Origin of the sequence: Shigella sonnei (assembly GCF_002950395.1) — a bacterium.
Lineage (GTDB): Bacteria > Pseudomonadota > Gammaproteobacteria > Enterobacterales > Enterobacteriaceae > ECMA0423.
In genome coordinates this window covers 741,242-767,882 of record NZ_CP026802.1, presented here as the reverse complement: position 1 = coordinate 767,882, position 26,641 = coordinate 741,242, and the positions used below count along the sequence as shown (strand labels likewise).

At 51.5% G+C, this 26,641-nt stretch carries 33 protein-coding genes, 1 pseudogene and 1 other annotated feature; of the genes and pseudogenes, 22 read left to right on the top strand and 12 right to left on the bottom strand.

The window, feature by feature from the left end:
• Positions 1 to 3: 3 nt before the first annotated feature.
• The 12 genes and pseudogenes from pduJ (at position 4) to C1P89_RS03910 (ending at position 8,346) form a co-directional block, all read left to right on the top strand.
• Complete coding sequence (pduJ, locus tag C1P89_RS03965; protein WP_001057752.1) at positions 4 to 279, top strand: propanediol utilization microcompartment protein PduJ; 276 nt, start codon at positions 4 to 6, stop codon at positions 277 to 279.
• Entirely contained in the window at positions 276 to 725 is a 450-nt protein-coding gene (locus C1P89_RS03960; RefSeq protein ID WP_370445211.1) for a BMC domain-containing protein, read from the top strand. The genes pduJ and C1P89_RS03960 overlap by 4 nt, the downstream gene beginning before the upstream one ends.
• Positions 726 to 727: 2 nt before the next feature.
• Positions 728 to 1,360: a phosphate propanoyltransferase gene (locus C1P89_RS03955; RefSeq protein ID WP_000361038.1), complete on the top strand. Its 633-nt coding sequence runs from the start codon at positions 728 to 730 to the stop codon at positions 1,358 to 1,360.
• On the top strand, positions 1,357 to 1,848 hold the full coding sequence (pduM, locus tag C1P89_RS03950; RefSeq protein ID WP_001061905.1) for a microcompartment protein PduM: 492 nt from the start codon (positions 1,357 to 1,359) through the stop codon (positions 1,846 to 1,848). Before C1P89_RS03955 ends, pduM begins: the two co-directional genes overlap by 4 nt.
• A gap of 3 nt (positions 1,849 to 1,851) precedes the next feature.
• Positions 1,852 to 2,127 carry a propanediol utilization microcompartment protein PduN gene (pduN, locus tag C1P89_RS03945; protein ID WP_000549827.1) on the top strand — a complete coding sequence of 92 codons (276 nt, stop codon included), beginning with the start codon at positions 1,852 to 1,854 and terminating at the stop codon, positions 2,125 to 2,127.
• A gap of 11 nt (positions 2,128 to 2,138) precedes the next feature.
• Complete coding sequence (gene pduO / locus C1P89_RS03940; protein ID WP_001029512.1) at positions 2,139 to 3,146, top strand: two-domain cob(I)yrinic acid a,c-diamide adenosyltransferase PduO; 1,008 nt, start codon at positions 2,139 to 2,141, stop codon at positions 3,144 to 3,146.
• Positions 3,143 to 4,528: pseudogene (gene pduP / locus C1P89_RS03935) on the top strand (CoA-acylating propionaldehyde dehydrogenase PduP). Before pduO ends, pduP begins: the two are co-directional and overlap by 4 nt.
• A 10-nt stretch (positions 4,529 to 4,538) precedes the next feature.
• Positions 4,539 to 5,651: a 1-propanol dehydrogenase PduQ gene (locus tag C1P89_RS03930; protein ID WP_001091441.1), complete on the top strand. Its 1,113-nt coding sequence runs from the start codon at positions 4,539 to 4,541 to the stop codon at positions 5,649 to 5,651.
• Complete coding sequence (locus tag C1P89_RS03925) at positions 5,648 to 6,991, top strand: 4Fe-4S dicluster domain-containing protein (protein ID WP_001100560.1); 1,344 nt, start codon at positions 5,648 to 5,650, stop codon at positions 6,989 to 6,991. Before C1P89_RS03930 ends, C1P89_RS03925 begins: the two co-directional genes overlap by 4 nt.
• A 2-nt stretch (positions 6,992 to 6,993) precedes the next feature.
• On the top strand, positions 6,994 to 7,548 hold the full coding sequence (gene pduT / locus C1P89_RS03920; protein WP_000030723.1) for a propanediol utilization microcompartment protein PduT: 555 nt from the start codon (positions 6,994 to 6,996) through the stop codon (positions 7,546 to 7,548).
• The gene (gene pduU, locus C1P89_RS03915; RefSeq protein ID WP_000211393.1) at positions 7,548 to 7,898 is read left to right on the top strand and encodes a propanediol utilization microcompartment protein PduU; all 351 of its coding nucleotides are present in this window, start codon (positions 7,548 to 7,550) and stop codon (positions 7,896 to 7,898) included. The genes pduT and pduU overlap by 1 nt, the downstream gene beginning before the upstream one ends.
• 4 nt (positions 7,899 to 7,902) lie before the next feature.
• On the top strand, positions 7,903 to 8,346 hold the full coding sequence (locus C1P89_RS03910) for a EutP/PduV family microcompartment system protein (RefSeq protein ID WP_001189432.1): 444 nt from the start codon (positions 7,903 to 7,905) through the stop codon (positions 8,344 to 8,346).
• A gap of 100 nt (positions 8,347 to 8,446) precedes the next feature.
• Here the strand turns inward: C1P89_RS03910 and C1P89_RS03905 are convergent, their stop codons facing one another.
• The 4 genes from C1P89_RS03905 to dacD form a co-directional block, all read right to left on the bottom strand.
• The gene (locus C1P89_RS03905) at positions 8,447 to 8,776 is read right to left on the bottom strand and encodes a DUF496 family protein (RefSeq protein ID WP_000450409.1); all 330 of its coding nucleotides are present in this window, start codon (positions 8,774 to 8,776) and stop codon (positions 8,447 to 8,449) included.
• Between the two features lie 171 nt (positions 8,777 to 8,947).
• Positions 8,948 to 10,006: an FUSC family protein gene (locus C1P89_RS03900; RefSeq protein WP_001200885.1), complete on the bottom strand. Its 1,059-nt coding sequence runs from the start codon at positions 10,004 to 10,006 to the stop codon at positions 8,948 to 8,950.
• Between the two features lie 197 nt (positions 10,007 to 10,203).
• Positions 10,204 to 10,677, bottom strand: a complete 474-nt coding sequence (gene sbmC / locus C1P89_RS03895; protein ID WP_001105421.1) for a DNA gyrase inhibitor SbmC — start codon at positions 10,675 to 10,677, stop codon at positions 10,204 to 10,206.
• Between the two features lie 118 nt (positions 10,678 to 10,795).
• Positions 10,796 to 11,962, bottom strand: a complete 1,167-nt coding sequence (gene dacD, locus C1P89_RS03890) for a serine-type D-Ala-D-Ala carboxypeptidase DacD (protein WP_000830155.1) — start codon at positions 11,960 to 11,962, stop codon at positions 10,796 to 10,798.
• Positions 11,963 to 12,170: 208 nt separating this feature from the next.
• On the opposite strand from dacD, the gene sbcB reads away from it, so the two are divergent.
• Positions 12,171 to 13,598 (top strand): exodeoxyribonuclease I, encoded by a 1,428-nt coding sequence (sbcB, locus tag C1P89_RS03885; RefSeq protein ID WP_000980602.1) that lies wholly within the window; start codon positions 12,171 to 12,173, stop codon positions 13,596 to 13,598.
• A 42-nt stretch (positions 13,599 to 13,640) separates the two neighbouring features.
• On the opposite strand, the gene tsuB is transcribed toward sbcB, so the two are convergent.
• From tsuB to yefM, 8 genes are all read right to left on the bottom strand, one after another.
• Entirely contained in the window at positions 13,641 to 13,868 is a 228-nt protein-coding gene (gene tsuB / locus C1P89_RS03880; protein ID WP_000985273.1) for a thiosulfate utilization sulfurtransferase TsuB/YeeD, read from the bottom strand.
• 13 nt (positions 13,869 to 13,881) lie between these two features.
• Complete coding sequence (gene tsuA, locus C1P89_RS03875) at positions 13,882 to 14,940, bottom strand: thiosulfate utilization transporter TsuA/YeeE (protein ID WP_000492295.1); 1,059 nt, start codon at positions 14,938 to 14,940, stop codon at positions 13,882 to 13,884.
• Positions 14,941 to 15,118: 178 nt separating this feature from the next.
• A complete protein-coding gene (plaP, locus tag C1P89_RS03870; RefSeq protein ID WP_000019197.1) occupies positions 15,119 to 16,477 on the bottom strand; it encodes a putrescine/proton symporter PlaP in 1,359 nt (452 codons plus the stop codon).
• Positions 16,467 to 16,529 carry a membrane protein YoeI gene (gene yoeI, locus C1P89_RS03865; RefSeq protein WP_010723108.1) on the bottom strand — a complete coding sequence of 21 codons (63 nt, stop codon included), beginning with the start codon at positions 16,527 to 16,529 and terminating at the stop codon, positions 16,467 to 16,469. Before yoeI ends, plaP begins: the two co-directional genes overlap by 11 nt.
• A gap of 214 nt (positions 16,530 to 16,743) precedes the next feature.
• Entirely contained in the window at positions 16,744 to 17,673 is a 930-nt protein-coding gene (locus tag C1P89_RS03860; RefSeq protein ID WP_000811606.1) for a LysR substrate-binding domain-containing protein, read from the bottom strand.
• Positions 17,674 to 17,718: 45 nt separating this feature from the next.
• Positions 17,719 to 18,543 (bottom strand): SDR family oxidoreductase, encoded by an 825-nt coding sequence (locus tag C1P89_RS03855; RefSeq protein ID WP_000754737.1) that lies wholly within the window; start codon positions 18,541 to 18,543, stop codon positions 17,719 to 17,721.
• Between the two features lie 82 nt (positions 18,544 to 18,625).
• Positions 18,626 to 18,880 carry a type II toxin-antitoxin system mRNA interferase toxin YoeB gene (gene yoeB, locus C1P89_RS03850; protein WP_000767829.1) on the bottom strand — a complete coding sequence of 85 codons (255 nt, stop codon included), beginning with the start codon at positions 18,878 to 18,880 and terminating at the stop codon, positions 18,626 to 18,628.
• Entirely contained in the window at positions 18,877 to 19,128 is a 252-nt protein-coding gene (yefM, locus tag C1P89_RS03845) for a YoeB-YefM toxin-antitoxin system antitoxin YefM (protein ID WP_001259255.1), read from the bottom strand. The genes yoeB and yefM overlap by 4 nt, the downstream gene beginning before the upstream one ends.
• Before the next feature lie 282 nt (positions 19,129 to 19,410).
• Between yefM and hisL the strand changes: the two genes are divergently transcribed.
• The 9 genes from hisL to hisIE all read left to right on the top strand — a co-directional run bounded on the left by hisL (position 19,411) and on the right by hisIE (position 26,640).
• Positions 19,411 to 19,461, top strand: coding sequence for a his operon leader peptide (gene hisL, locus C1P89_RS03840; protein WP_001364200.1), 51 nt, complete (start codon positions 19,411 to 19,413; stop codon positions 19,459 to 19,461).
• Positions 19,437 to 19,560: a sequence feature (His leader region), on the top strand. Its footprint overlaps the gene before it by 25 nt.
• Positions 19,561 to 19,606: 46 nt before the next feature.
• Positions 19,607 to 20,506, top strand: coding sequence for an ATP phosphoribosyltransferase (gene hisG, locus C1P89_RS03835; protein ID WP_000131782.1), 900 nt, complete (start codon positions 19,607 to 19,609; stop codon positions 20,504 to 20,506).
• Positions 20,507 to 20,511: 5 nt separating this feature from the next.
• Positions 20,512 to 21,816: a histidinol dehydrogenase gene (hisD, locus tag C1P89_RS03830; RefSeq protein WP_001462576.1), complete on the top strand. Its 1,305-nt coding sequence runs from the start codon at positions 20,512 to 20,514 to the stop codon at positions 21,814 to 21,816.
• A complete protein-coding gene (gene hisC, locus C1P89_RS03825) occupies positions 21,813 to 22,883 on the top strand; it encodes a histidinol-phosphate transaminase (RefSeq protein ID WP_000108977.1) in 1,071 nt (356 codons plus the stop codon). The genes hisD and hisC overlap by 4 nt, the downstream gene beginning before the upstream one ends.
• Positions 22,883 to 23,950, top strand: a complete 1,068-nt coding sequence (gene hisB, locus C1P89_RS03820) for a bifunctional histidinol-phosphatase/imidazoleglycerol-phosphate dehydratase HisB (RefSeq protein ID WP_000080086.1) — start codon at positions 22,883 to 22,885, stop codon at positions 23,948 to 23,950. Before hisC ends, hisB begins: the two co-directional genes overlap by 1 nt.
• On the top strand, positions 23,950 to 24,540 hold the full coding sequence (hisH, locus tag C1P89_RS03815) for an imidazole glycerol phosphate synthase subunit HisH (RefSeq protein WP_001103560.1): 591 nt from the start codon (positions 23,950 to 23,952) through the stop codon (positions 24,538 to 24,540). The genes hisB and hisH overlap by 1 nt, the downstream gene beginning before the upstream one ends.
• The gene (gene hisA, locus C1P89_RS03810; RefSeq protein ID WP_000586459.1) at positions 24,540 to 25,277 is read left to right on the top strand and encodes a 1-(5-phosphoribosyl)-5-[(5-phosphoribosylamino)methylideneamino]imidazole-4-carboxamide isomerase; all 738 of its coding nucleotides are present in this window, start codon (positions 24,540 to 24,542) and stop codon (positions 25,275 to 25,277) included. The genes hisH and hisA overlap by 1 nt, the downstream gene beginning before the upstream one ends.
• Positions 25,259 to 26,035, top strand: a complete 777-nt coding sequence (hisF, locus tag C1P89_RS03805) for an imidazole glycerol phosphate synthase subunit HisF (protein ID WP_000880193.1) — start codon at positions 25,259 to 25,261, stop codon at positions 26,033 to 26,035. Before hisA ends, hisF begins: the two co-directional genes overlap by 19 nt.
• Complete coding sequence (hisIE, locus tag C1P89_RS03800) at positions 26,029 to 26,640, top strand: bifunctional phosphoribosyl-AMP cyclohydrolase/phosphoribosyl-ATP diphosphatase HisIE (protein ID WP_000954872.1); 612 nt, start codon at positions 26,029 to 26,031, stop codon at positions 26,638 to 26,640. The genes hisF and hisIE overlap by 7 nt, the downstream gene beginning before the upstream one ends.
• Position 26,641 lies beyond the last annotated feature (1 nt).

Sequence of the window (26,641 nt, the reverse complement as noted above, 5' to 3'; positions counted from 1 at the left end):
TGTATGAACAACGCACTAGGACTGGTTGAAACAAAAGGGTTAGTTGGCGCAATTGAAGCTGCAGATGCCATGGTTAAATCCGCCAACGTGCAGCTGGTTGGCTATGAAAAGATTGGTTCGGGTCTGATTACGGTGATGGTCCGCGGTGATGTTGGCGCAGTAAAGGCCGCCGTTGATGCGGGGAGCGCTGCGGCAAGCGCCGTTGGCGAAGTGAAATCCTGCCATGTCATCCCGCGCCCACACAGTGATGTTGAGGCTATTTTACCTAAATCGGCATAACCCCATTTGCTAAGGAGCACAGCGTGAAGCAATCACTGGGATTACTTGAAGCCAGTGGTCTGGCTCTCGCCATCAGTTGCGCAGACGCTATGGCAAAAGCCGCGTCCATCACGCTGGTTGGCCTTGAGAAGACCAATGGCTCAGGCTGGACGCTCATCAAAATCACCGGTGACGTCGCCTCGGTTAATGCGGCGATCGCGACGGGAGCCAGTTTCGCCGGACAGCGAAATGGCCTTGTCGCACACAAAGTGATTGCCCGCCCGGGAGACGGCATTCTGCCCCACACAACTGAAGCATTGACCGTGACGGTTGAAACAAGCAAAACACCAGCAACAACCGTCACCTCAGAGATTATCAGTTGTAATTTGTGTCTTGACCCGGCATGTCAGCGGCAAAAAGGTGAGCCCCGCTCACTTTGCCTGTACGCCAATAAGCGAGGGGAGTAGCAGTGGATAAACAAACCTTGCAGGAAACAGTGAGCCAGATTCTGGATGAGATGCGCGAGCGCCCTATCCCACTGGGCGTTTCCAGTCGCCATATACATCTTTCATCAGCGGATTATTTGCGTCTTTTTCCTGAACAACCGATTAGCGAGAAAAAGCCGTTAATGCAACCTGGCCAATACGCTGCTGAACAGGTTGTTACGCTGGAGGGACCAAAAGGCAAATTGCACAACGTTCGCTTGTTGGGGCCGCTACGCAATGCAAGCCAGGTGGAAATTTCCCGGACGGACGCCAGAACGTTAGGGATCACCGCCCCGCTACGCATGTCAGGCGATCTCAGCGGCACTCCGGGGATTCGTTTGATAAGCCCATTTGCGGAACTGGAGATCACATCTGGCGTCATTGTCGCGCAACGGCATATTCATATGTCTCCGCTGGATGCCCTGATTTATGGCGTTACGCATGGCGATAAAGTGGCGGTTGCCATTGAAGGTGATGAGCGACGACTGATATTCGAAAACGTCGCTGTTCGCGTCTCTCCGGATATGCGTCTTGAAATGCATATTGATACCGATGAGGCCAACGCCGCAGGCGCTGATAGCCCTGACGTTTTTGCCACACTGGTGTCAGTGCCATGAATAACATGCTGATGCAACGTATTGTTGACGAAGTGGTTTTTCGCCTTAAACAACGTGCGGGAAAAACACTCGTGCTGACTGTTTTTCAATTGCGAGACGCCAGCGTTCAAGAGAGCGTTCATCAGTATGCGTCATTACAAATCCGATATGTCGATCTGCCGCTGCTGCGACAACTTGCGGAGAACGAAACGTCAGATCGAGCATCTATCCAGATACACGAAGCGTTAGCCTGGGGAATGCACATTCAATTGTCGTTGCAGCGTCATTTCCTGAACGCCATCGAATTGAAGACTCTCGCCCGTCTACCGCTAAGCTGGTGCGACGAACAAGGGCAGCCGATCTACCTTCATCATAATCGACTTTTAAGTTATGCCGATATCGCACAGTTAAGCTCGGGAATACTGGTGTTACAGCGGAAATGTTGTGTGACCGCACTGGCTCGTGAAGCGGCAATTACCCGAAATATTCAGTTAATCAGGCAGGAGTAACCTATGCATCTGGCTCGAGTCACTGGCGCGGTAGTATCCACGCAAAAATCACCTTCTCTGATCGGGAAAAAACTGCTGCTGGTTCGCCGGGTCAGTGCTGACGGCGAACTGCCTCTCACGCCATTAACCGGCGACGAAGTTGCCGTTGATTCAGTCGGCGCAGGCGTTGGTGAGTTGGTACTCCTCAGCAGTGGTTCCAGCGCCAGACATGTGTTTTCAGGCCCTAACGAGGCCATCGACCTGGCAGTGGTCGGCATTGTCGATACGCTTTCGCGCTAAGGAGCTAAAAGATGGCAATTTATACCCGAACAGGTGATTCAGGAAGTACGTCTTTATTTACCGGACAGCGCGTCAGCAAAACTCATCTACGTGTCGAAACCTATGGCACGCTGGATGAACTGAACGCGACACTCAGTCTGTGTTATTGCGCCACCGCCATCGAAAGCCATCGCATCTTACTGGAAGCCATTCAACAACAGATATTTTGGTTTAGCGCCGAACTCGCCAGTGAAAGCGAACAGCCGTCAGCGCAACAGCGTTACATCGGTACGGAAGAAATTGCCGCGTTGGAAAACGCGATCGATAGTGCAATGAACGCCGTCCCCCCAGTTCACAGCTTCATTCTGCCTGGTCGATGTGAAGCCGCAAGCCGCATGCATTTCGCCCGCACGGTGGCTCGACGGGCTGAAAGACGGCTGGTTGAACTGACAACGGAAACCACCGTCCGGAATGTTTTGCTGCACTATATCAACCGACTTTCCGATTGCCTGTATGCCCTCGCCCGCGTGGAAGACAACGTTGCTCATCAAAACCTGATGATTCAGGAAATCACAAAACGTTATCACGAAGCCAACCACACACCAGCATTGAAGGAACGCACAATGCCGCTCACTTTTCAGGATCTTCACCAGCTCATTCGTAGTGCGGCAATGCGCGCGGATGAACTGCATATTCCCGTTGTCATCAGCATTGTTGATGCCAACGGAACAGAAAGTGTTACCTGGCGGATGCCTGATGCCCTGTTGGTCAGCAGTGAACTGGCACCGAAAAAAGCCTGGACCGCCGTGGCGATGAAAACGGCAACCCACAAGCTTGCTGATACCGTGCAACCCGACGCGCCGCTTTACGGGCTCGAAAGCCATATGCAAGGAAAAGTCGTCACTTTTGGTGGCGGCTTCCCCCTCTGGCGTGACGGAAAATTGCTTGGCGGGCTTGGCATCAGCGGCGGTAGCGTTGAACAAGACATGGATATTGCCCAAAGCGCAATGGCGGCAATTAACGTGGGAGTAAACCAATGAATAACTCTGAATTAGAAACACTGATCCGCAATATTCTGCGTGAGCAACTTGTCCCCGCTACACCACGAACGCAAAGAAACGCTATTTTCCAGACTGTCGATGAAGCGGTCTGCGCAGCACACTAGGCCTTTTTACGCTTTCAACAGTGCCCGCTTAAAACCCGTAGCGCCATTATCAGCGCCATTCGCGAAGAATTAATGCCCCGCCTTACCGAACTGGCAGAAGAAAGCGCCAAAGAAACGGGGATGGGAAATAAAGAAGATAAGTACCTAAAAAACAAAGCGGCACTCGATAACACGCCAGGAATTGAAGATTTAACCACCACAGCACTAACCGGTGATGGTGGCATGGTTTTGTTTGAGTACTCTCCGTTTGGGGTGATTGGCTCGGTCACGCCAAGCACCAACCCCACGGAAACCATCATTAACAACAGCATCAGCATGCTGGCAGCAGGTAATAGCGTCTACTTCAGTCCACACCCGGGTGCCAAAAACGTTTCGTTAAAACTGATTACCACAATCGAAGACATCGCGTTTCGCTGTAGTGGCATTCATAACTTGATCGTTACCGTATCTGAACCGACCTTTGCTGCCACCGAACAGATGATGGCGCACCCTAAAATCAGCGTTCTGGCGATTACCGGCGGTCCGGGGATCGTCGCCATGGGAATGAAAAGTGGCAAGAAAGTGATTGGTGCCGGAGCGGGTAACCCTCCGTGCATCGTCGATGAAACGGCGGATATTGTGAAAGCCGCCGAGGACATCATCAACGGCGCTTCATTTGATTACAACCTGCCGTGTATTGCTGAAAAAAGCCTGATTGTCGTGGCATCAGTGGCAGATTATTTAATTCAGCAGATGCAAAGTTTTGGCGCACTTCTTCTTAACTATGAGCAAACTGAGAAATTGCGTGCAATTTGCCTGCCAGACGGTAGCGCCAACAAAAAACTGGTTGGGAAAAGCCCATCAGCCTTGCTGGAAGCGGCAGGCCTCCCTTTGCCCGCAAAAGCGCCGCGCCTACTGATTGCTGTTGTCGACGCCGATGATAGTTGGGTTACTTGTGAGCAACTAATGCCAATGCTGCCCATTGTGAAGGTCAAGGATTTTGACAGCGCTCTAACCCTGGCGCTGAAAGTGGAAGACGGCTTGCACCACACGGCAATTATGCACTCTCAGAACGTCTCACGACTCAACCTTGCCGCGCGCGTTATGCAAACCTCAATATTTGTCAAAAACGGCCCCTCCTGGGCGGGTATTGGCGTCGGCGGCGAAGGCTTTACGACCTTTACCATTGCAACACCGACTGGAGAGGGTACAACGTCAGCACGGACTTTTGCCCGCTCACGACGCTGCGTGTTAACCAGCGGCTTTTCAATTCGCTAGAGAAACGGAAATGAATACTTTTTCACTGCAGACGCGTTTATACAGCGGACCAGGAAGTCTCAAGGTACTTAGCCGTTTCTCTCATAGACACATCTGGATTATTTGCGATGCCTTTCTGGCACGCTCACCACTTATTGACACGTTGCATCAGGCGCTGCCCGACAGTAATCGTCTCAGTATTTTTAGCGAAATAACGCCCGCCCCAACTATCCAGACCGTGGTGAAAGGCATTGCGCAAATGCAGACTTTACGCCCGGATGTAGTTATCGGTTTTGGCGGCGGTTCTGCCCTGGACGCCGCAAAAGCAATTGTCTGGTTCGGTCGCCAGTGTGGCATTGAAATTGAAACCTGCGTAGCCATTCCTACCACCAGCGGTATCGGTTCCGAAGTGACCAGTGCTTGTGTCATCAGCGATCCTGAGAAAGGGATTAAATATCCCCTTTTCGATAATGCACTTTATCCGGATATCGCGATCCTTGATCCATCTTTGGTCGTCAGCGTGCCACCGGCGATAACGGCCAATACCGGGATGGATGTTTTAACCCATGCGCTTGAAGCTTATGTTTCTCCTCGCGCCAGCGACTTCACGGATGCACTGGTCGAAAAAGCCGTGCAAATTGTTTTTCAATACCTGCCCACTGCAGTGAAAAAAGGCGATTGTCTTGCCACCCGTGGCAAAATGCATAATGCATCGACGCTTGCAGGAATGGCCTTTAGCCAGGCCGGACTCGGTTTAAACCATGCAATTGCTCATCAACTCGGCGGACAGTTTCATCTGCCGCATGGACTGGCGAATGCGCTCCTGCTCACGGCAGTTATCCGCTTTAATGCTGGCGATCCGCGCACAGCCAAACGCTATGCCCGGCTGGCGAAAACGTGCCATTTATGCCCGGACAACGCCAATGACACCGCCAGCCTGAATGCACTTATTCAACATATTGAGCAGCTTAATACAACCTGTACGCTGCCGACTCTTGCCAATGCGCTGAAAGAAAAAAAAGCAGAATGGTCAATACGCATACCAGATATGGTTCAGGCGGCGCTGGCGGATGCAACGTTGCGTACCAACCCGCGTGCAGCTGATGCCTCCGCGATTGCAGAACTGCTCGAGGAGTTGTTATGAACGTCGGATTAATCTCCTGCGACGACCAGACCATCCGCGAGCGAGTACAAGCAGCAGGTGTCGTGGGTGCTGGCGGCGCAGGTTTTCCAACCCATATTAAGCTACAAGCGCGTGCTGACACTTTCCTGGTGAATGCGGCGGAATGCGAACCCATGTTGAAAGTAGATCAACAGTTAATGGCGCAGCAAGCCAGCCGCCTGCTTCGCGGTGTTCACTATGCGATGAAAGCCACCGGGGCCAGTAGCGGAATCATCGCGCTGAAAGAAAAATATCAACGGGCAATAAACGCACTCACACCACTGTTACCACCGGATATCCGCCTGCATATTTTGCCCGACGTTTACCCCGCAGGAGACGAAGTGCTGACCATCTGGATGGCAACTGGTCGCCGCGTTCCACCCGCTGCATTACCCGTTAGCGTCGGTGTGGTGGTCAATAATGTTCAAACCGTACTTAATATTGCCAGAGCCGTCGAGCAACAGTATCCAGTGACGCGCCGCACACTCACCGTTAATGGTGCAGTGGCGAAGCCAATAACGGTAACCGTCCCCATCGGCATGTCTTTACGTGAAGTCCTGGCGCTGGCGGGCGGCGCAACAGTGGATGCTCCTGGTTTTATCAATGGCGGGCCGATGATGGGAAGTTTGATCACATCGCTCGACACACCAGTCAGCAAAACCACTGGCGGCTTGCTGGTTTTACCCAACTCTCATTCACTGATCCAACGTCGAATGCAGAATGACCGCAGCGTACTTGCCGTCGCGAAAACTGTTTGTGAGCAATGCCGCTTGTGTACCGATCTCTGCCCACGTCATTTAATCGGTCACGAACTGGCACCCCATTTATTAGTACGTGCGGTTAACTACCAACAGCTCGCCACGCCGCAACTGTTACTGACAGCGCTCACCTGTTCAGAGTGCAACGTCTGCGCCAGTGTCGCCTGTCCGGTAGGAATTTCACCAATGCGCATAAACCGCCTGCTTAAGCAGGAATTACGCGCACAAAATCTCCGCTACGAAGGTGCCTTAAATCCTGCAGATCCCATGGCAAATTATCGACTGATTCCCGTAAAACGGCTGGTAACCAGACTTGGCTTAACCCCGTGGTATCAGGATGCGCCATTGTCTGAACAGGTGCCTCAGCCCGAAAAAGTGACGTTATTGTTACGCCAGCACATCGGTGCCAGCGCAATTGCGTGTGTACAAAAAGGCGATCGCGTCGTTCATGGGCAATGTGTAGGTCAAATTCCACACGGCACATTAGGTGCCCCCATTCATGCCAGTATTGATGGCATGGTCAGCGATGTGACAGAAAACGCGATTACGCTTGTGAGAGGTTAACCATGTCGAAAGCGGTAGGTATTTTAGAACTTAGCAGTATCGCGAAAGGGATGGAAACCGGCGACGCCATGCTGAAAAGCGCCAACGTTGAGTTACTGGTCAGCAAAACGCTATGCCCCGGAAAATTTCTGCTGATGCTCGGTGGCGATGTGGGCGCGGTGCAACAGGCCATCAACAGCGGAGCGTCCCTTGCTGGTGAAATGCTGGTCGACAGTCTTGTCCTGCCGAATATTCATCCCAGCCTCCTTTCTGCAATCAGCGGACTTAACCATGTTGAACAGCACCGGGCTGTCGGCGTAGTCGAAACCTGGAGTGTCGCCGCCTGCATTGACGCTGCCGATTGTGCTGTCAAAGCTGCAAATGTCATTCTTGTTCGCGTACATATGGCTTTTGGCATTGGCGGTAAATGCTACATGGTGGTTGCTGGCGATATTTCAGATGTTAATAACGCGGTCTCTGCCGCCAGCGTGCGCGCGGGGGAAAAAGGTTTGTTGGTCTATCGGTCGGTGATTGCCCGTCCACATGAAGCCATGTGGCGTCAGATGGTGGAGGGATAATGACAACTCAGCACACAACTGAACGGATGATTCAGGAATATGTCCCAGGTAAGCAGGTCACGCTGGCACATGTCATCGCCAATCCAGGGAAGGATCTGTTTAAGAAATTGGGTTTACCAGACACCATTTCCGCTATTGGTATTCTGACAATTACCCCCAGCGAAGCATCTATCATCGCATGCGATATCGCCACAAAATCAGGCGCTGTAGAGATCGGTTTTCTTGATCGTTTTACCGGTGCCGTAGTGCTGACTGGTGATGTTTCTGCGATCGAATATGCACTTAGCCAGGTTACCCGTACGCTGGGTGAAATGATGCGCTTTACCGCCTGCCCCATTACGCGGACCTGACGTTATGCAACGTATGATGCTCATCGGCCCCAGCCAGTGCGGAAAAACGTCACTCACGCAATGTCTGCGTGGCGAAAATATTCATTATCAGAAAACGCAGGCAATCGTCTGGTCCCCGACCACCATTGATACACCAGGCGAATACCTCGAAAACCGCAGCCTCTACAGTGCACTGTTGGTCAGTGCCTGCGAAGCGGACATTATCGCGCTGGTGCTTAATGCGGACGCACCGTGGTCACCTTTTTCGCCAGGCTTTACCTCGTCAATGAATCGCCCGGTCATTGGAGTAGTAACCAAAGCAGATTTAGCCAACATGGAACAAATATCTTTGGTGAAATGTTGGTTACGGGAAGCTGGAGCGCACAACGTGTTAGTAACCAGTGCGGTTAATAACCATGGAGTTGCAGAACTTTTAGCCTTGCTGCATACAGAAGAAGGCTGTCGCTAATTTCGACAGGTTATCAGATGGGAATGATGACGGTGATACACAGAAAAGAATCAATGAGCAATGAGGGTTGCCGGGCAACCCTCATTGAATAAAACAGGAATTACTTCGCTTCGCCGTTTTTCATTTCGCCCATAGCTTTCAGCTTTTTGGAGATATCGCGGCGTTCTTTGGAGAGCTCGGCATTTTTGATGATGTAATCGTCAACGCGATCTTCATAGTCACCTTTCATGCTGGCGATGATGCCCTGGATTGCTTCAACGCTCATCCCAGGCTTGATGTAATCGCTCAGGTTGTCCAGCAGCAGGACGCGCTTCTGGTTGTCACGGATCTTTTTCTCAACGTCCTGAATTTCACGTTGCAGTTTGTTCTTACGACGGAACAGACGAACAAATTCCAGTACGTCCTGGAATGAAGGCTTGGTAGTTTCCATTTTTATACCCCTGATAATGTGAGAGTCAGATTCGTTTAAGCAACCGCTATTCGTTAGGGCCAACATTACTCATAGCTGCCGCAGATGACAATGCTTTTATCCCTTTTCACTATCATACCCTTTATCCTTGCTGAATCGAAGCAGCAGCAAGATGATTCTGAAGTTCAGGAATTATTTGCGCAAGGCCCGGCAAATCAGATTCGATAGCAACTCAAGCTGATGCGCCGTTTCCATGTTCAGCCACACATAACCATAGATTGGTGTTTCCACTACCTTCAGGTCATGGTGGTTATTGAGCAACTGACGCAGCTCTTCCACAGCATCGTTCAATTTTTCCGTATTGGCAAAAACCGGCTGCGGATTACCTTCGTACAGCGCATGAACAAAGCTCAGCAGTATTTGCTGCATCATGTGCTGGGTATCACGAAGTTTTTGCGCGTTCAATAACACGAAATGGCTGGGGCGCGTGGCCCAGTACGCATTGATTTGCAACTCCAGCATACAAACCAGATTGCGGTTAATGGTCTGGATACCTTCATATATCGATTTTGGAATACGGGTTTCTTTGCTGGCGGGCGCAATCAGCCCACGCATTTTCACGGCATCGGTCAGGAGTTTTTGTAGATGGCTTTCCAGACGTGGGCGTTCGAGTAAGTTCGGTGAGAATGCAGATTGATAGACCCGATTATACTCGGTCAGACTTTTCGCCAGTTGAATGCGCCAGTGGATGAACGCCCGTTGTGGCCAGATACCGGTAAACAACATTGCCAGTAAAGAGCCGAGGATCACATCGCCGCTTCGCCATAACGCCGTATCAATTTCACCTGTCGGGGAACCAACAACAATTGCCAGCGTCACCCCAATCAATAATCCTTGATACGGTTTCTTGCCCAGCGCCAGCCAACCGCAAAGAAACATCGCCGCCGCGCACCAGACTAACATCAGCGGTAACGAAATTAACTCCAGTTGCAGAGCGATAAGACCTAAAATCGAACCCAACACCGTACCGCCAATACGTTCGAAGGCACGAGGGACAACGTTACCCCAGAACGAGATTGGCCCCATAATCACCACCATGGTGACCAGCGGCCAGGTGCTTTCCGGGATAGTAAACAGGCGGATAATGAGAAAAGTGAGCAGGAATGCCAGCGCGACCCGAGTACCATGCACTATGCGGTAATGGCGGTATACCCGGATTTCAAACGGGCTTAATGACTTATCGGCACGCACGCAGAAACTCCGTAATGAAGATTAAAAGCGCTCATAACTCATCTGTCGGCCAGAAGGCGCGCCTCTGAATTATCCGACGGACAAACCGGGAACAGTGTAATTTCCCGGCAGGAGCGAAAAAATTGAAAGGCGCATCTTACTCTTTTCGCTTTCAAAAAAAGAGTGGTCATCGCGTTAACACACCGCCCTGAGATGAATTAGTGATGTTTTGGCTGCACCGCAACATACATTTCGATATCCCAGTACCCATCTTCCGCGCCATTGTTCAAATAAACCTCGAAGCAGGGCTTTGGTAACATTTCATAAGCACTGTCCTGCAAGAGGCTATTAAAGAACTGATACCAGGGTTTAGCAAAATCATCACCGACTACACGAGCCACCGCCACCGCATACTGACCACCTGAAATTTCTGTCAGAATGACGCCCTCACTGTTTTCGGGAAGCGTAAAGTTATTCGGTACCGTCACAACGGTGTCGCAGCGTAATTTTTCGGCGGGTGTTTCATCTGGATTGTCGTAATAGACAGCAACCCACTCCTTCGGCACAATATTTTTGTTATCTACCCACATCATCAACTGCTCAAAGCCTTTCTTTACCGTCTGTTCCCACGGGCCAACGAGATGGAAACCTGCAACGGTACGTTTCTCTTCCTGCGTAATCTCGTAGTTCATGACGCCTCCATTAACACTGTTTTTATATACAGCATAGTTGCAATATTAAAACCACAAGGAATGAGTGTTGATTATGCGAGCAGACTCGCACTCCTGCCAGTCTGCTGCAAAAGAAAGGTCAGGCCTTATGGTGGAAATAATCACTCAGGCGGGAAAACATGCCGCCTTCCCCGACAGATTCCAGGGTAACCAGCGGCCAGTGCGCCACCTGTTTATCACGGTCGTAAAGTTCAATTTCCCCTACCCGCTGATGGGCGCTAATTGGCGCGGTGAGCTCTTTACCATCAAGGGTATATTTGGCTTTGATATGTGGAATTTCGGCTTTCGGTAGCACCATCCAGAACTCTTGTTCCGTTCCTAGGTCGATATTTTCTTTATCGCCATACCAGATGCGTTCCGTTCCGACCTTTTTCCCACGGTGCAAAATTTGCACCGTAGTAAAGTTTTGTTGCCCCCAACGCAGTAATTTTCTTGCCTCTTCCTCACGACCTTTTGCACTGTCAGCCCCCATTACCACTGCAATGAGACGACGCTGCCCATCTACAGCCGAAGCAATGAGATTAAACCCGGCACCAGAAGTATGACCCGTTTTCAGGCCGTCAACATTCATGGTTTTATCCCACAACAACCCGTTACGGTTTTGCTGGGTGATACCGTTCCAGGTGAGACTTTTCTCACTGTACATATGATAAAACTCGGGCTCGCCGTGGATGATAGCGCGAGAAAGCACAGCTAAATCATAAGCCGAGCTATGCTGGCCAGGTGCATCCAGACCATGCACTGTTTCAAAATGCGTATCCTTGAGATGCAGCTTCTCGGCATAGTTGTTCATCATTTCAACAAACTGCCGTTGCCCACCGGCAATATAGTCAGCCAGAGCAACACAAGCGTCATTTCCGGAATCCACAATTAAACCACGGCTTAAATCACGTACCGATACGCGATCGCCCTCTTTCAAAAACATCAGTGAAGAACCGACAAACACCGGATTATCTTTCGCCCACGCATCGCGCCCCACGGTGACAATATCGTCTGGCGTAATGCGATGACTATCGATAGCGCGATCCACGACATAACCCGTCATCAGCTTTGTCAGGCTGGCGGGATTGCGCTGTTGATGCTCATTACCCGCGGTGAGGATCTGACCGGTGGTGTAATCCATCAATACCCAGGACCCGGCATGAATCTCTGGAGGCTGAGGTGAAAAAGGAATGTTTTCCGCCGCAAAACCAGACGATAAGTTAAAAACGAACAAAGAAGCAGCAATAATAAGACGGCGTTTCAACAGCAAACCCTCAGGAGTTTCAAATAGCTGTTCTTTTTACGGAAATACTTATGAACTGGCTGGAATAAAGTGCAAGAAAATGTGACTACCCTCTCATTTTTATCTGACATGATCTGTTGCCACTCGCTGCCAAATTGTGGCGCTAAAGCTGATTAGCACGGTGATATTTGATACTCTGGCAGACAGCAGAAATAACGGATTTAACCTAATGATGAATGACGGTAAGCAACAATCTACCTTTTTGTTTCACGATTACGAAACCTTTGGCACGCACCCCGCGTTAGATCGCCCTGCACAGTTCGCAGCCATTCGCACCGATAGCGAATTCAATGTCATCGGCGAACCCGAAGTCTTTTACTGCAAGCCCGCTGATGACTATTTACCCCAGCCAGGAGCCGTATTAATTACCGGTATTACCCCGCAGGAAGCACGGGCGAAAGGAGAAAACGAAGCCGCGTTTGCCGCCCGTATTCACTCGCTTTTTACCGTACCGAAGACCTGTATTCTGGGCTACAACAATGTGCGTTTCGACGACGAAGTCACACGCAACGTTTTTTATCGTAATTTCTACGATCCTTACGCCTGGAGCTGGCAGCATGATAACTCGCGCTGGGATTTGCTGGATGTTATGCGTGCCTGTTATGCCCTGCGCCCGGAAGGAATAAACTGGCCTGAAAATGATGACGGTCTACCGAGCTTTCGCCTTGAGCATTTAACCAAAGCGAATGGAATTGAACATAGCAACGCCCACGATGCGATGGCTGATGTGTACGCCACTATTGCGATGGCGAAACTGGTAAAAACGCGTCAGCCACGTCTGTTTGATTATCTCTTTACCCATCGTAATAAACACAAACTGATGGCGTTGATTGATGTTCCGCAGATGAAACCCCTGGTTCACGTTTCCGGAATGTTTGGGGCATGGCGCGGCAATACCAGCTGGGTGGCACCGCTGGCGTGGCATCCAGAAAATCGCAATGCCGTAATTATGGTGGATTTGGCAGGAGACATTTCGCCATTACTGGAACTGGATAGCGACACATTGCGCGAGCGTTTATATACTGCAAAAGCCGATCTTGGCGATAACGCCGCCGTTCCGGTTAAGCTGGTGCATATCAATAAATGTCCGGTGCTGGCCCAGGCGAATACGCTACGCCCGGAAGATGCCGACCGACTGGGAATTAATCGTCAGCATTGCCTCGATAACCTGAAAATTCTGCGTGAAAATCCGCAAGTGCGCGAAAAAGTGGTGGCGATATTCGCGGAAGCCGAACCGTTTACGCCTTCAGATAACGTGGATGCACAGCTTTATAACGGCTTTTTCAGTGACGCAGATCGTGCAGCAATGAAAATTGTGCTGGAAACCGAGCCGCGTAATTTACCGGCACTGGATATCACTTTTGTCGATAAACGGATTGAAAAGCTGTTGTTCAATTATCGGGCACGCAACTTCCCGGGGACGCTGGATTATGCCGAGCAGCAACGCTGGCTGGAGCACCGCCGCCAGGTCTTCACGCCCGAGTTTTTACAAGGTTATGCAGATGAATTGCAGATGCTGGCACAACAATATGCCGATAACAAAGAGAAAGTGGCGCTGTTAAAAGCGCTTTGGCAGTACGCGGAAGAGATCGTCTAATTTGAAGCCTCCGCCGCTGGTACGGCGGAGGTCAATGTTGAGTCAGGCTTTTTGAACGGTGATACTCCACGCTGCATCGCCAATCTGCTGATAATCGGTGATGGCATGCCCTTCTTCTGCCGCCCACTGTGGGATTGCTTCAGTTGCCTGGGTGCAATCAAACTCAATTACCAACTCATCGCCGCTGGCCATTTCTGCCAGTGCTGCTTTTGCTTCTATGAGTGGAAACGGACAGACCTGCGTCACCACATCCAGCTTTTTAATCGCCATCTTTACACCTTACTTAATTTGCCGCAGCAGTTGCCAGTCGCGCCTTACGCTGCGGTCGAACATACACAAGCCAGGACGCAGTCCAGACTCCGAGAATCATAAATACAAGGCCAATCCAGCCCTGCCAGGTCATCATTGCAGTCATAACCAGTCCATTACCGATAAAGCAACCACCTGCAATACTGGCACCGAAGCCCATCAGTACACCACCTAACCCGCTACGTAATGTTGTTTGTGCATCAGCTGCGCGAACGCGGAACTCACGGCTCGCTTTGGCTGCAATAAATGACCCCACGAAGATCCCTAACACCAGGAAAACGCCCCAGTTAATGTATTTCACGTCACCCGCGACCAGAAATTGCAGAATATTGGCCGTTGGGGAAGTGATTCCTAACCCAAACATGCGTCCGGTTGCTTCACTCAGGGGCCAGGCTAAAAGCGCAATCAAACCGATGAGTACAGCAGTGACAAAGGGATGCCAGCGTTTTTCAAACAGAATATGAGCGATCCCAGTTCGGCGCGGCGGTAAGGTCGCGACTTTGAGTTTTGGCTTCTTCAACTCTTTCATCACCACCCAGAGCGTTATCACCAGCAAAACGGCAACCAACGGCCAAACAGACAAATTAAAAGTCTCAGCAATAGAGTTATGTTCAGTACTGTAGTGCTGCAAGGTTTGATTTAAACCACTGGCATGTGGAGAACGCATCACCGCACTCATCACCATATAAGTGAAAAGCGCGATCCAACTGCCGATCAATCCCTCACCCGCGCGATACCAGGTCCCGGTGGCACATCCACCCGCCAGAACAATTCCCAGCCCGAAGATATACCCACCTATAACAGTACCAAGCCACGGGAACGCCTCGGCTTCGTAAGTCAGTAGGCCCGCCTGAATTAACGCAAAAACCCCCACGCTTTGTACCGAAATTGCAATCAGCAAGGCGTAAAACATGCGATTATTTTTCGCGATATACATATCGCGAAAACCACCTGTCAGGCAAAAACGCCCACGCTGCATGACAAATCCCAGCAGAGCACCACAAATTAGCCCGCTTAATATCATTGAAAACATAAATTAATTAACCAGATGAATGTTAATGAGGAAATTATTCATGACTGGTGGAATGCAGACCAATAACCAAATTCTCTAAATTAGAACAAATGGTTATTAATGAGGATTTCGATAAAAAAAAATAAAAAAACCGGAGCCAAATATTCATTCGACTCCGGTTGATTATTAGAAAAGATGATTATGCAACGTCTTCGTACTGCGGAACTGGGTTACGGAAGCTCTTGGTGACGCAAGCCAGGTAAATCAGACCGATAGCAGCCCAAATCAGACCCAGAACCATTGAGCTTTCTTCCAGGTTAACCCACAGCGCACCAACGGTCAGCGCACCACACATCGGCAGGAACAGATACTGGAAGTGATCTTTCAGCGTCTTATTACGCTTCTCACGGATCCAGAACTGCGAGATGACCGACAGGTTAACGAAGGTGAACGCCACCAACGCACCAAAGTTAATCAGCGCTGTAGCCATTACCAGGTCGAAGTTGATTGCCAGCAGGGCAATCGCGCCAACCAGGATGATGTTCATCGCCGGAGTACGCCATTTCGGGTGTACATAACCGAAGAAGCTTTTCGGGAATACGCCGTCACGACCCATTACGTACATCAGACGCGCTACGCCTGCATGCGCCGCCATACCGGACGCCAGTACGGTAATGGTGGAGAAGATCAGCGCGCCAACCTGGAACGCTTTACCCGCAACGTACAGCATGATTTCAGGCTGTGACGCATCCGGATCTTTAAAGCGAGAGATATCCGGGAAGTACAGCTGCAGGAAGTAAGTTGCAAAGATGAAGATCATGCCGCCAATCAGCGCGGTCAGGAAAATCGCACGCGGGATCACGCGCTCTGCATCTTTGGTTTCTTCCGACAGGTTGCTGATGCCGTCAAAGCCGGTAAAGGAAAAGCACAGGATTGTCGCCCCGGTAATCATCGGAATAACATGCGCATCGCCAGACCAGAACGGACGAGTGCTCGCCAGCGTACCAGCGCCTTCACCTTCAAATACGCCATAAACAACCATGCCCAGAATCACCGCGATCAGCACTACCTGCAACACGACGATTACAGTGTTGAAGTTCGCTACGGATTTCAGACTACGCAGGTTAAAGGCGGTCATAAAGGCCACCAGCGCCACCACAAACATCCACGATGGGATGGAAGGCACCAGAGCTTCAAAATAGATTTTCGCCAGCAGAATGTTGATCATCGGCGCGAACAGATAGTCGAGCAGAGAAGACCAACCCACCATAAAGCCGACAGTCGGGCTAATGGATTTCTGGGCGTAAGTATATGCAGAGCCAGCAGAAGGATAGCGGCGAACCAGCTTCCCGTAGCTCAGAGCCGTAAACAGGATCGCAATCAATGCGAACGCATAGGCTGTCGGCACATGACCATCCGTGAGGCCTGAAACGATACCAAAAGTATCAAACAGCGTCATCGGCTGCATATAGGCAAGACCCATCATTACAACCGGAACTAACGTAAGCGTTTTACGCAATTCCACGCGAGAGGTGTTTGGAGTAACGTTATGCGACATGGTCATTCTCCTTTACGGTGATAACCGTCGCGTAAGCAAAAAATTGCCCCATTTTTTTGGATTCCTCAGCGACAACAACTGTCGATTTTTAGTAAATATCTATCCGGTACGAAGCCCGGCCTCTTGGTATGAATGATTGGTTTGAAGCAAAAAATAACCGACGCTGATGAAACGTCGGTTTTTAGTCATTTTTTGACAGCGGCGCATTGTGCCTAAATGGGGGGGAAATGACAAGAGAATGAGAAGCTTGTCATAATAATTTTTCTTTAAATGGCTGATTTTCCGTCATCAGATTTTGCATAAACACCGGCGATCGCACTATTTGCTAAAATTTCATCCCGCCACCAGCCGCTGGCAAGCCCTGCGGTCTGTTCGTTCCAGCCAATCCAGACGGGTTCAAAGAGAGTTTGGGCGACCACTTTCTTCTCGATTAACGCGCCACTATCGAGAAAACGTTGCACCAGATAACGGGGTAAATAGCCGCAGCCGAGGCCGCTAATTTGCAGCTCCAGCTTGGTTTTAAAATCGAAAACGGTAATGGCTTCTTGTTCGTCGAGAAGTTGTGAGGCCGTAGAAGCGCCTGCCTGCGCAGTGTCCCCCACCACAATCGCCCGATATCGCTTAATGATACGACGGTTTAACGGCTCTTCTTCCTGGGCTAACGGATGATGAGGCGCGACCGCAAAGACTTGTTCCAGATCGCCCAACCGCGAGAAACCAAACTCACTGGAAGATGGTGGCTCATGCATCGCGCCAACAATAATATCCGCTCGCCCCTGAGTCAGGGCATCCCAGGAACCACCGAGTACGCCATTGATAAACTTCAGGCGCGTCACGCTATGATGTTGATAAAAAGCTTCAATCAGTGGCGCAAGCAGAGAAAAAGGAAACGTGTCGTCCACGCCAATCACCAGCTCGTTTTCCCAGCCTTCATGCAGTTTGATCGCCTGCTTTTCCAGTTCTCGCACGGTATGCAGAACTTCCCGCCCCTTCTCTAATAACATTTTTCCGGTACGGGTGAATTTAGCGCGGTGACCGCTACGATCAAGTAATTGAATATTAAGGTCGCTTTCCAGCTTGTGAACGGTGTAACTCAGAGCGGACGGCGTCTTGTAGAGTTTAGCCGACGCCGCCGCAAAACTGCCTTCTTTTTCTAAGGCATCGAGGATCATCAACACATCCAGCAGTTGTTTCATACACGCCCCCTTGCAGTGCATGCGGCGTCCTGCTGGCGTGATCGTTTACTCCAGCGGCATTACCAGCGGATCGGGATACTGGTATTCAAATCCCAGTTCATTACAAATCCGACTGCCATCAATAATCTTACCTTTGCCGCTGTCCAGACTATTTCTGAACTGCGGAGGTTCCAGCCCCAGTAAACGGGCCATCTGCGGATAGAAAACATTACGCGCAGGGTGAGCTGGCGCACATATATTATAGATGTGTCCGCCTTTAGGTGCCTGTAACAACAGAGTGATAGCGCCAATAACATCTTCTAAATGGACTAAATTAACACCATGTTCACCATCAGGCGCGGTTTTTCCGGCAAAGAAGCGTCCGGGATGACGTCCCGGTCCGACCAGCCCCGCAAGACGCAGAATATCGACCGAAGTACCGGGTAAATTGTGCAGCCAGTCTTCGAGTTCTTCTAATACTCGTCCACTGTTGGTCACCGGATTACGCGGGGTGGTTTCTTTCACCGTGCCTTGCGCGTCGCCATAGACAGACGTTGAGCTGGTAAAAATAATGCGAGGAATACGATGGGCCAGCGCGCTATCCACTAACTCTTGTACCGCTTGTAAATAGAACTCATCGCCGGGGCCGCTACGACGTGCCGGAAGCGTAATGACCAGCGCATCGGCATCCATCAGGGCATCCAGATCGTCAGAATCGCAAACTAACTCAGGCTCCATGCGAAGCAGATAGCTATCAATGCCACTCATTCGGGCCGCTTCGACACCATCTTGTGTGGTTTTACTCCCGGTGACTTGCCAGCCTCGCGCTGAAAGTGACATCGCCAGCGGCATGCCTAACCACCCTAACCCGACAATTGCGACCTTTTTCATCCGTTATCTCCTGATACACCTTAGATCTATAAGGCTACGCTAGCGTATCAAAACTGACAATTCATTCTATGAATGAATCTGTTCAATAATGATAACGACATGCTGCAATGAGCAGTGAATCGTCGGTAACCGCGTATACCAGACGGTGCTCCTCTGTAATGCGTCGGGACCAGAAACCTGACAAATTATGTTTCAGGGGTTCTGGCTTCCCCTTACCTTCAAATGGCGTTCTGCGGGTATCTTTGATAAGTTCATTGATCTTTTTAACAATTCGCTTATCTGTTTCCTGCCAGTACAGATAATCATCCCATGATTCCTCAGACCAGATTAGTTTCACTCAATAATGTCCTTTTCTGTTCCTTTGCCTGATTTCAGGCTATCGATTGAGTCCATCAATCTCCGGGCGTTAGCGGGGGAGCGCAGTAGATAAGCCGTCTCTTCCAGCGAGTTGTATTCTTCGAGTGACATCAGAACACAAGCCTCTCCATTCTGACGAGTAATAAGGATCGGGGCATGATCTTCAACGGCTTTCATCATTGTTGCCGACAAATTCTGACGCGCTTCGCTGTAGCTAATTGTACGCATGTCAATCTCCTCTTTTGTACAGTTTATTGTACAATGATGGGCGTTAATTAACTATTTATTAATTAGTTTGTAGATCAAGGTATTGTCAGTGAGACGAAAATCCAGGCTTCGCTATTTTTGGTGCCGTCAGCTTAGAGGACAGTCCTCTTAGCCCCCTCCTTTCCCCGCTCATTCATTAAACAAATCCATTGCCATAAAATATATAAAAAAGCCCTTGCTTTCTAACGTGAAAGTGGTTTAGGTTAAAAGACATCAGTTGAATAAACATTCACAGAGACTTTTATGACACGCGTTCAATTTAAACACCACCATCATCACCATCATCCTGACTAGTCTTTCAGGCGATGTGTGCTGGAAGACATTCAGATCTTCCAGTGGTGCATGAACGCATGAGAAAGCCCCCGGAAGATCACCTTCCGGGGGCTTTTTTATTGCGCGGTTGATAACGGTTCAGACAGGTTTAAAGAGGAATAACAAAATGACAGACAACACTCGTTTACGCATAGCTATGCAGAAATCCGGCCGTTTAAGTGATGACTCACGCGAATTACTGGCGCGCTGTGGCATTAAAATTAATCTTCACACCCAGCGCCTGATCGCGATGGCAGAAAACATGCCGATTGATATTCTGCGCGTGCGTGACGACGACATTCCCGGTCTGGTAATGGATGGCGTGGTAGACCTTGGGATTATCGGCGAAAACGTGCTGGAAGAAGAGCTGCTTAACCGCCGCGCCCAGGGTGAAGATCCGCGCTACTTTACCTTGCGTCGTCTGGATTTCGGCGGCTGCCGCCTTTCGCTGGCAACGCCGGTTGATGAAGCCTGGGACGGCCCGCTCTCCTTAAACGGTAAACGTATCGCCACCTCTTATCCTCACCTGCTCAAGCGTTATCTCGACCAGAAAGGCATCTCTTTTAAATCCTGCTTACTGAACGGTTCTGTTGAAGTCGCCCCGCGTGCCGGACTGGCGGATGCGATTTGCGATCTGGTTTCCACCGGTGCCACGCTGGAAGCAAACGGCCTGCGCGAAGTCGAAGTTATCTACCGCTCGAAAGCCTGCCTTATCCAGCGCGATGGTGAAATGGAAGAATCCAAACAGCAGCTGATCGACAAACTGCTGACCCGTATTCAGGGTGTGATCCAGGCGCGCGAATCAAAATACATCATGATGCACGCACCGACCGAACGTCTGGATGAAGTCATCGCCCTGCTGCCAGGTGCCGAACGCCCAACCATTCTGCCGCTGGCGGGTGACCAACAACGCGTAGCGATGCACATGGTCAGTAGCGAAACCCTGTTCTGGGAAACGATGGAAAAACTGAAAGCGCTGGGTGCCAGTTCAATTCTGGTCCTGCCGATTGAGAAGATGATGGAGTGATCGCCATGAGCTTTAACACAATCATTGACTGGAATAGCTGTACTGCGGAGCAACAACGCCAGCTGTTAATGCGCCCGGCGATCTCCGCTTCTGAAAGCATTACCCGCACTGTTAACGATATTCTCGATAACGTGAAAGCACGCGGTGATGACGCCCTGCGGGAATACAGCGCGAAGTTTGATAAAACCACGGTTAACGCGCTGAAGGTGTCTGCTGAGGAGATTGCCGCCGCTAGCGAACGCCTGAGCGACGAGCTAAAACAGGCGATGGCGGTGGCAGTAAAAAATATTGAAACCTTCCACACTGCGCAAAAACTGCCGCCGGTAGATGTAGAAACGCAGCCAGGCGTGCGTTGCCAGCAGGTCACGCGCCCGGTCGCTTCAGTTGGGTTGTATATTCCTGGCGGCTCCGCCCCGCTCTTCTCAACGGTATTAATGCTGGCGACTCCGGCGCGTATTGCGGGCTGTAAAAAAGTGGTGCTGTGCTCACCGCCGCCGATTGCCGATGAGATCCTTTATGCGGCGCAGCTGTGCGGTGTGAAGGACGTGTTTAACGTCGGCGGCGCACAGGCCATTGCCGCGCTGGCGTTTGGTACGGAATCTGTGCCGAAAGTGGACAAAATCTTCGGGCCGGGTAACGCCTTTGTCACCGAAGCGAAACGTCAGGTGAGCCAGCGTCTGGACGGTGCGGCTATCGATATGCCCGCAGGCCCGTCGGAAGTGTTGGTCATTGCCGACAGCGGCGCAACGCCGGATTTCGTGGCTTCTGATTTGCTTTCTCAGGCTGAACACGGCCCGGACTCACAGGTGATTTTACTGACGCCTGACGCTGATATGGCGCATCAAGTTGCCGAAGCCGTCGAACGCCAGTTAGCAGAACTGCCGCGTGCCGAAACCGCCCGCCAGGCACTGAACGCCAGCCGCCTGATCGTGACTAAAGATTTAGCGCAGTGCGTAGAGATCTCCAACCAGTACGGCCCGGAGCACCTGATCATCCAGACCCGCAACGCCCGCGATCTGGTCGATGGCATCACCAGCGCCGGTTCGGTATTTCTTGGTGACTGGTCACCGGAATCGGCAGGTGATTACGCCTCCGGCACCAACCACGTTCTGCCGACTTACGGTTACACCGCCACCTGTTCCAGCCTCGGGCTGGCAGATTTCCAGAAGCGTATGACCGTGCAGGAACTGTCGAAAGAAGGTTTCTCCGCGCTGGCTTCGACCATTGAAACATTGGCCGCCGCCGAGCGCCTGACCGCCCATAAAAATGCCGTTACTTTGCGTGTTAACGCCCTTAAGGAGCAAGCATGAGCACCGTGACTATTACCGATTTAGCGCGTGAAAACGTCCGCAACCTGACGCCGTATCAGTCGGCGCGTCGTCTGGGCGGTAATGGCGACGTCTGGCTGAACGCCAACGAATACCCCACTGCCGTGGAGTTTCAGCTTACTCAGCAAACGCTCAACCGCTACCCGGAATGTCAGCCGAAAGCGGTGATTGAAAATTACGCGCAATATGCAGGCGTAAAACCGGAACAGGTGCTGGTCAGTCGTGGCGCGGACGAAGGTATTGAACTGCTGATTCGCGCTTTTTGCGAACCGGGTAAAGACGCCATCCTCTACTGCCCGCCAACGTACGGCATGTACAGCGTCAGCGCCGAAACGATTGGCGTCGAGTGCCGCACAGTGCCGACGCAGGACAACTGGCAACTGGACTTACAGGGCATTTCCGACAAGCTGGACGGCGTAAAAGTGGTCTATGTTTGCAGCCCCAACAACCCGACAGGGCAACTGATCAATCCGCAGGATTTTCGCACTCTGCTGGAGCTAACCCGCGGAAAAGCCATTGTGGTTGCCGATGAAGCCTATATCGAGTTTTGCCCGCAGGCATCGCTGGCTGGCTGGCTGACGGAATATCCGCACCTGGCTATTTTGCGCACACTGTCGAAAGCTTTTGCTCTGGCGGGCCTTCGTTGCGGATTTACGCTGGCAAACGAAGAAGTCATCAACCTGCTGATGAAAGTGATCGCCCCCTACCCGCTCTCGACGCCGGTTGCCGACATTGCGGCCCAGGCGTTAAGCCCGCAGGGAATCGTCGCTATGCGCGAACGAGTGACGCAAATTATTGCAGAACGCGAATACCTGATTGCCGCACTGAAAGAGATCCCCTGCGTAGAGCAGGTTTTCGACTCCGCAACCAACTACATTCTGGCGCGCTTTAAAGCCTCCAGCGCAGTGTTTAAATCTTTGTGGGATCAGGGCATTATCTTACGTGATCAGAATAAACAACCCTCTTTAAGCGGCTGCCTGCGAATTACCGTCGGAACCCGTGAAGAAAGCCAGCGCGTCATTGACGCCTTACGTGCGGAGCAAGTTTGATGAGTCAGAAGTATCTTTTTATCGATCGCGATGGAACCCTGATTAGCGAACCGCCGAGTGATTTTCAGGTGGACCGTTTTGACAAACTCGCCTTTGAACCAGGCGTGATCCCGGAACTGCTGAAGCTGCAAAAAGCGGGCTACAAACTGGTAATGATCACCAATCAGGATGGTCTGGGAACACAAAGTTTCCCGCAGGCGGATTTCGATGGCCCGCACAACCTGATGATGCAGATCTTCACCTCGCAAGGCGTACAGTTTGATGAAGTGCTGATTTGTCCGCACCTGCCCGCCGATGAGTGCGACTGCCGTAAGCCGAAAGTAAAACTGGTGGAACGTTATCTGGCTGAGCAAGCGATGGATCGCGCTAACAGTTATGTGATTGGCGATCGCGCGACCGACATTCAACTGGCGGAAAACATGGGCATTAATGGTTTACGCTACGACCGCGAAATCCTGAACTGGCCAATGATTGGCGAGCAGCTCACTAAACGAGACCGTTACGCTCACGTAGTGCGCAACACCAAAGAGACACAGATTGACGTTCAGGTGTGGCTGGATCGCGAAGGTGGCAGCAAGATTAACACCGGTGTTGGCTTCTTTGATCACATGCTGGATCAGATCGCCACCCACGGTGGTTTCCGTATGGAAATCAACGTCAAAGGCGACCTCTATATCGACGATCACCACACCGTCGAAGATACCGGCCTGGCGCTGGGCGAAGCGTTAAAAATGGCTCTTGGCGACAAACGCGGTATTTGCCGCTTTGGTTTTGTGCTACCGATGGACGAATGCCTTGCCCGCTGCGCGCTGGATATCTCTGGTCGCCCGCACCTGGAATACAAAGCCGAGTTTACCTACCAGCGCGTGGGCGATCTCAGCACCGAGATGATCGAGCACTTCTTCCGTTCGCTCTCATACACCATGGGCGTGACGCTACACCTGAAAACCAAAGGTAAAAACGATCACCACCGTGTAGAGAGCCTGTTCAAAGCCTTTGGTCGCACCCTGCGCCAAGCCATCCGCGTGGAAGGCGACACCCTGCCCTCGTCGAAAGGAGTGCTGTAATGAACGTGGTGATCCTTGATACCGGCTGCGCCAATCTGAACTCGGTGAAGTCAGCCATTGCGCGCCACGGTTATGAACCAAAAGTCAGCCGTGACCCGGACGTGGTGTTGCTGGCCGATAAACTATTTTTACCCGGCGTTGGCACTGCGCAAGCAGCGATGGATCAGGTGCGTGAGCGCGAGCTGTTTGATCTCATCAAAGCCTGTACCCAACCGGTACTGGGCATCTGCTTAGGGATGCAACTGCTGGGTCGGCGCAGCGAAGAGAGCAACGGCGTCGACTTGCTGGGCATCATTGACGAAGACGTGCCGAAAATGACCGACTTTGGTCTGCCGCTGCCGCATATGGGCTGGAATCGCGTTTACCCGCAGGCAGGCAACCGCCTGTTTCAGGGGATTGAAGACGGCGCGTACTTTTACTTTGTTCACAGTTACGCAATGCCGGTCAATCCGTGGACCATTGCCCAATGTAATTACGGCGAACCGTTCACCGCGGCGGTACAAAAAGATAACTTCTACGGCGTGCAGTTCCACCCGGAGCGTTCTGGTGCCGCTGGCGCTAAGTTGCTGAAAAACTTCCTGGAGATGTGATGATTATTCCGGCATTAGATTTAATCGACGGCACCGTGGTGCGTCTCCATCAGGGCGATTACGGCAAACAACGCGATTACGGTAACGACCCGCTGCCGCGCTTACAGGATTACGCCGCGCAGGGTGCCGAAGTGCTGCATCTGGTGGATCTGACCGGGGCAAAAGATCCGGCAAAACGTCAAATCCCGCTGATTAAAACCCTGGTCGCGGGCGTTAACGTTCCGGTGCAGGTTGGCGGCGGTGTGCGTAGCGAAGAAGACGTGGCGGCGTTACTGGAAGCGGGCGTTGCGCGCGTGGTGGTTGGCTCCACCGCGGTGAAATCACCAGAAAGGGTGAAAGGCTGGTTTGAACGTTTCGGTGCCGATGCCTTAGTGCTGGCGCTGGATGTCCGTATTGACGAGCAAGGCAACAAGCAGGTGGCGGTCAGCGGCTGGCAAGAGAACTCGGGCGTTTCACTGGAACAACTGGTGGAAACCTATCTGCCTGTCGGCCTGAAACATGTGCTGTGTACCGATATCTCGCGCGACGGCACGCTGGCAGGCTCTAACGTCTCTTTATATGAAGAAGTGTGCGCCAGATACCCGCAGGTGGCATTTCAGTCCTCCGGCGGTATTGGCGACATTAACGATGTTGCTGCCCTGCGAGGCACTGGCGTGCGCGGCGTAATAGTTGGTCGTGCATTACTGGAAGGTAAATTCACCGTGAAGGAGGCCATCGCATGCTGGCAAAACGCATAATCCCATGTCTCGACGTTCGTGATGGTCAGGTGGTGAAAGGCGTACAGTTTCGCAACCATGAAATTATTGGCGATATTGTACCGCTGGCAAAACGCTACGCCGAAGAAGGTGCAGACGAACTGGTGTTCTACGATATCACCGCTTCCAGCGATGGCCGTGTGGTAGATAAAAGCTGGGTATCTCGCGTGGCGGAAGTGATCGACATTCCGTTCTGCGTGGCGGGTGGGATTAAGTCTCTGGAAGATGCCGCGAAAATTCTTTCCTTTGGCGCGGATAAAATTTCCATCAACTCCCCTGCGCTGGCAGACCCAACCTTAATTACTCGCCTGGCGGATCGCTTTGGCGTGCAATGCATTGTGGTCGGCATTGATACCTGGTACGACGGCGAAACCGGTAAATATCATGTGAATCAATATACCGGCGATGAAAGCCGCACCCGCGTCACTCAGTGGGAAACACTCGACTGGGTACAGGAAGTGCAAAAACGTGGAGCCGGAGAAATCGTCCTCAACATGATGAATCAGGACGGCGTGCGTAACGGTTACGATCTCGAACAACTGAAAAAAGTGCGTGAAGTTTGCCACGTCCCGCTAATTGCCTCCGGTGGCGCGGGCACCATGGAACACTTCCTCGAAGCCTTCCGCGATGCCGACGTTGACGGCGCGCTGGCTGCTTCCGTATTCCACAAACAAATAATCAATATTGGTGAATTAAAAGCGTACCTGGCAACACAGGGCGTGGAGATCAGGATATGTTAACAGAACAACAACGCCGCGAACTGGACTGGGAAAAAACCGACGGACTAATGCCGGTAATTGTGCAACACGCGGTATCCGGCGAAGTGTTAATGCTGGGCTATATGAACCCGGAAGCCTTAGACAAAACCATCGAAAGCGGCAAAGTCACCTTCTTCTCGCGCACTAAACAGCGACTGTGGACCAAAGGCGAAACGTCGGGCAATTTCCTCAACGTAGTAAATATTGCGCCGGACTGCGACAACGACACGCTACTGGTACTGGCGAATCCTATCGGACCAACCTGCCACAAAGGCACCAGCAGCTGCTTCGGCGACACCGCTCACCAATGGCTGTTCCTGTATCAACTGGAACAACTGCTCGCCGAACGCAAATCTGCCGACCCGGAAACCTCCTATACCGCCAAACTGTATGCCAGCGGCACCAAACGCATTGCGCAGAAAGTGGGCGAAGAAGGCGTAGAAACCGCACTGGCAGCGACGGTACATGACCGCTTTGAGCTGACCAACGAGGCATCGGACTTGATGTATCACCTGCTGGTGCTGTTGCAGGATCAGGATCTGGATTTAACGACGGTAATTGAGAACCTGCGTAAACGGCATCAGTGAG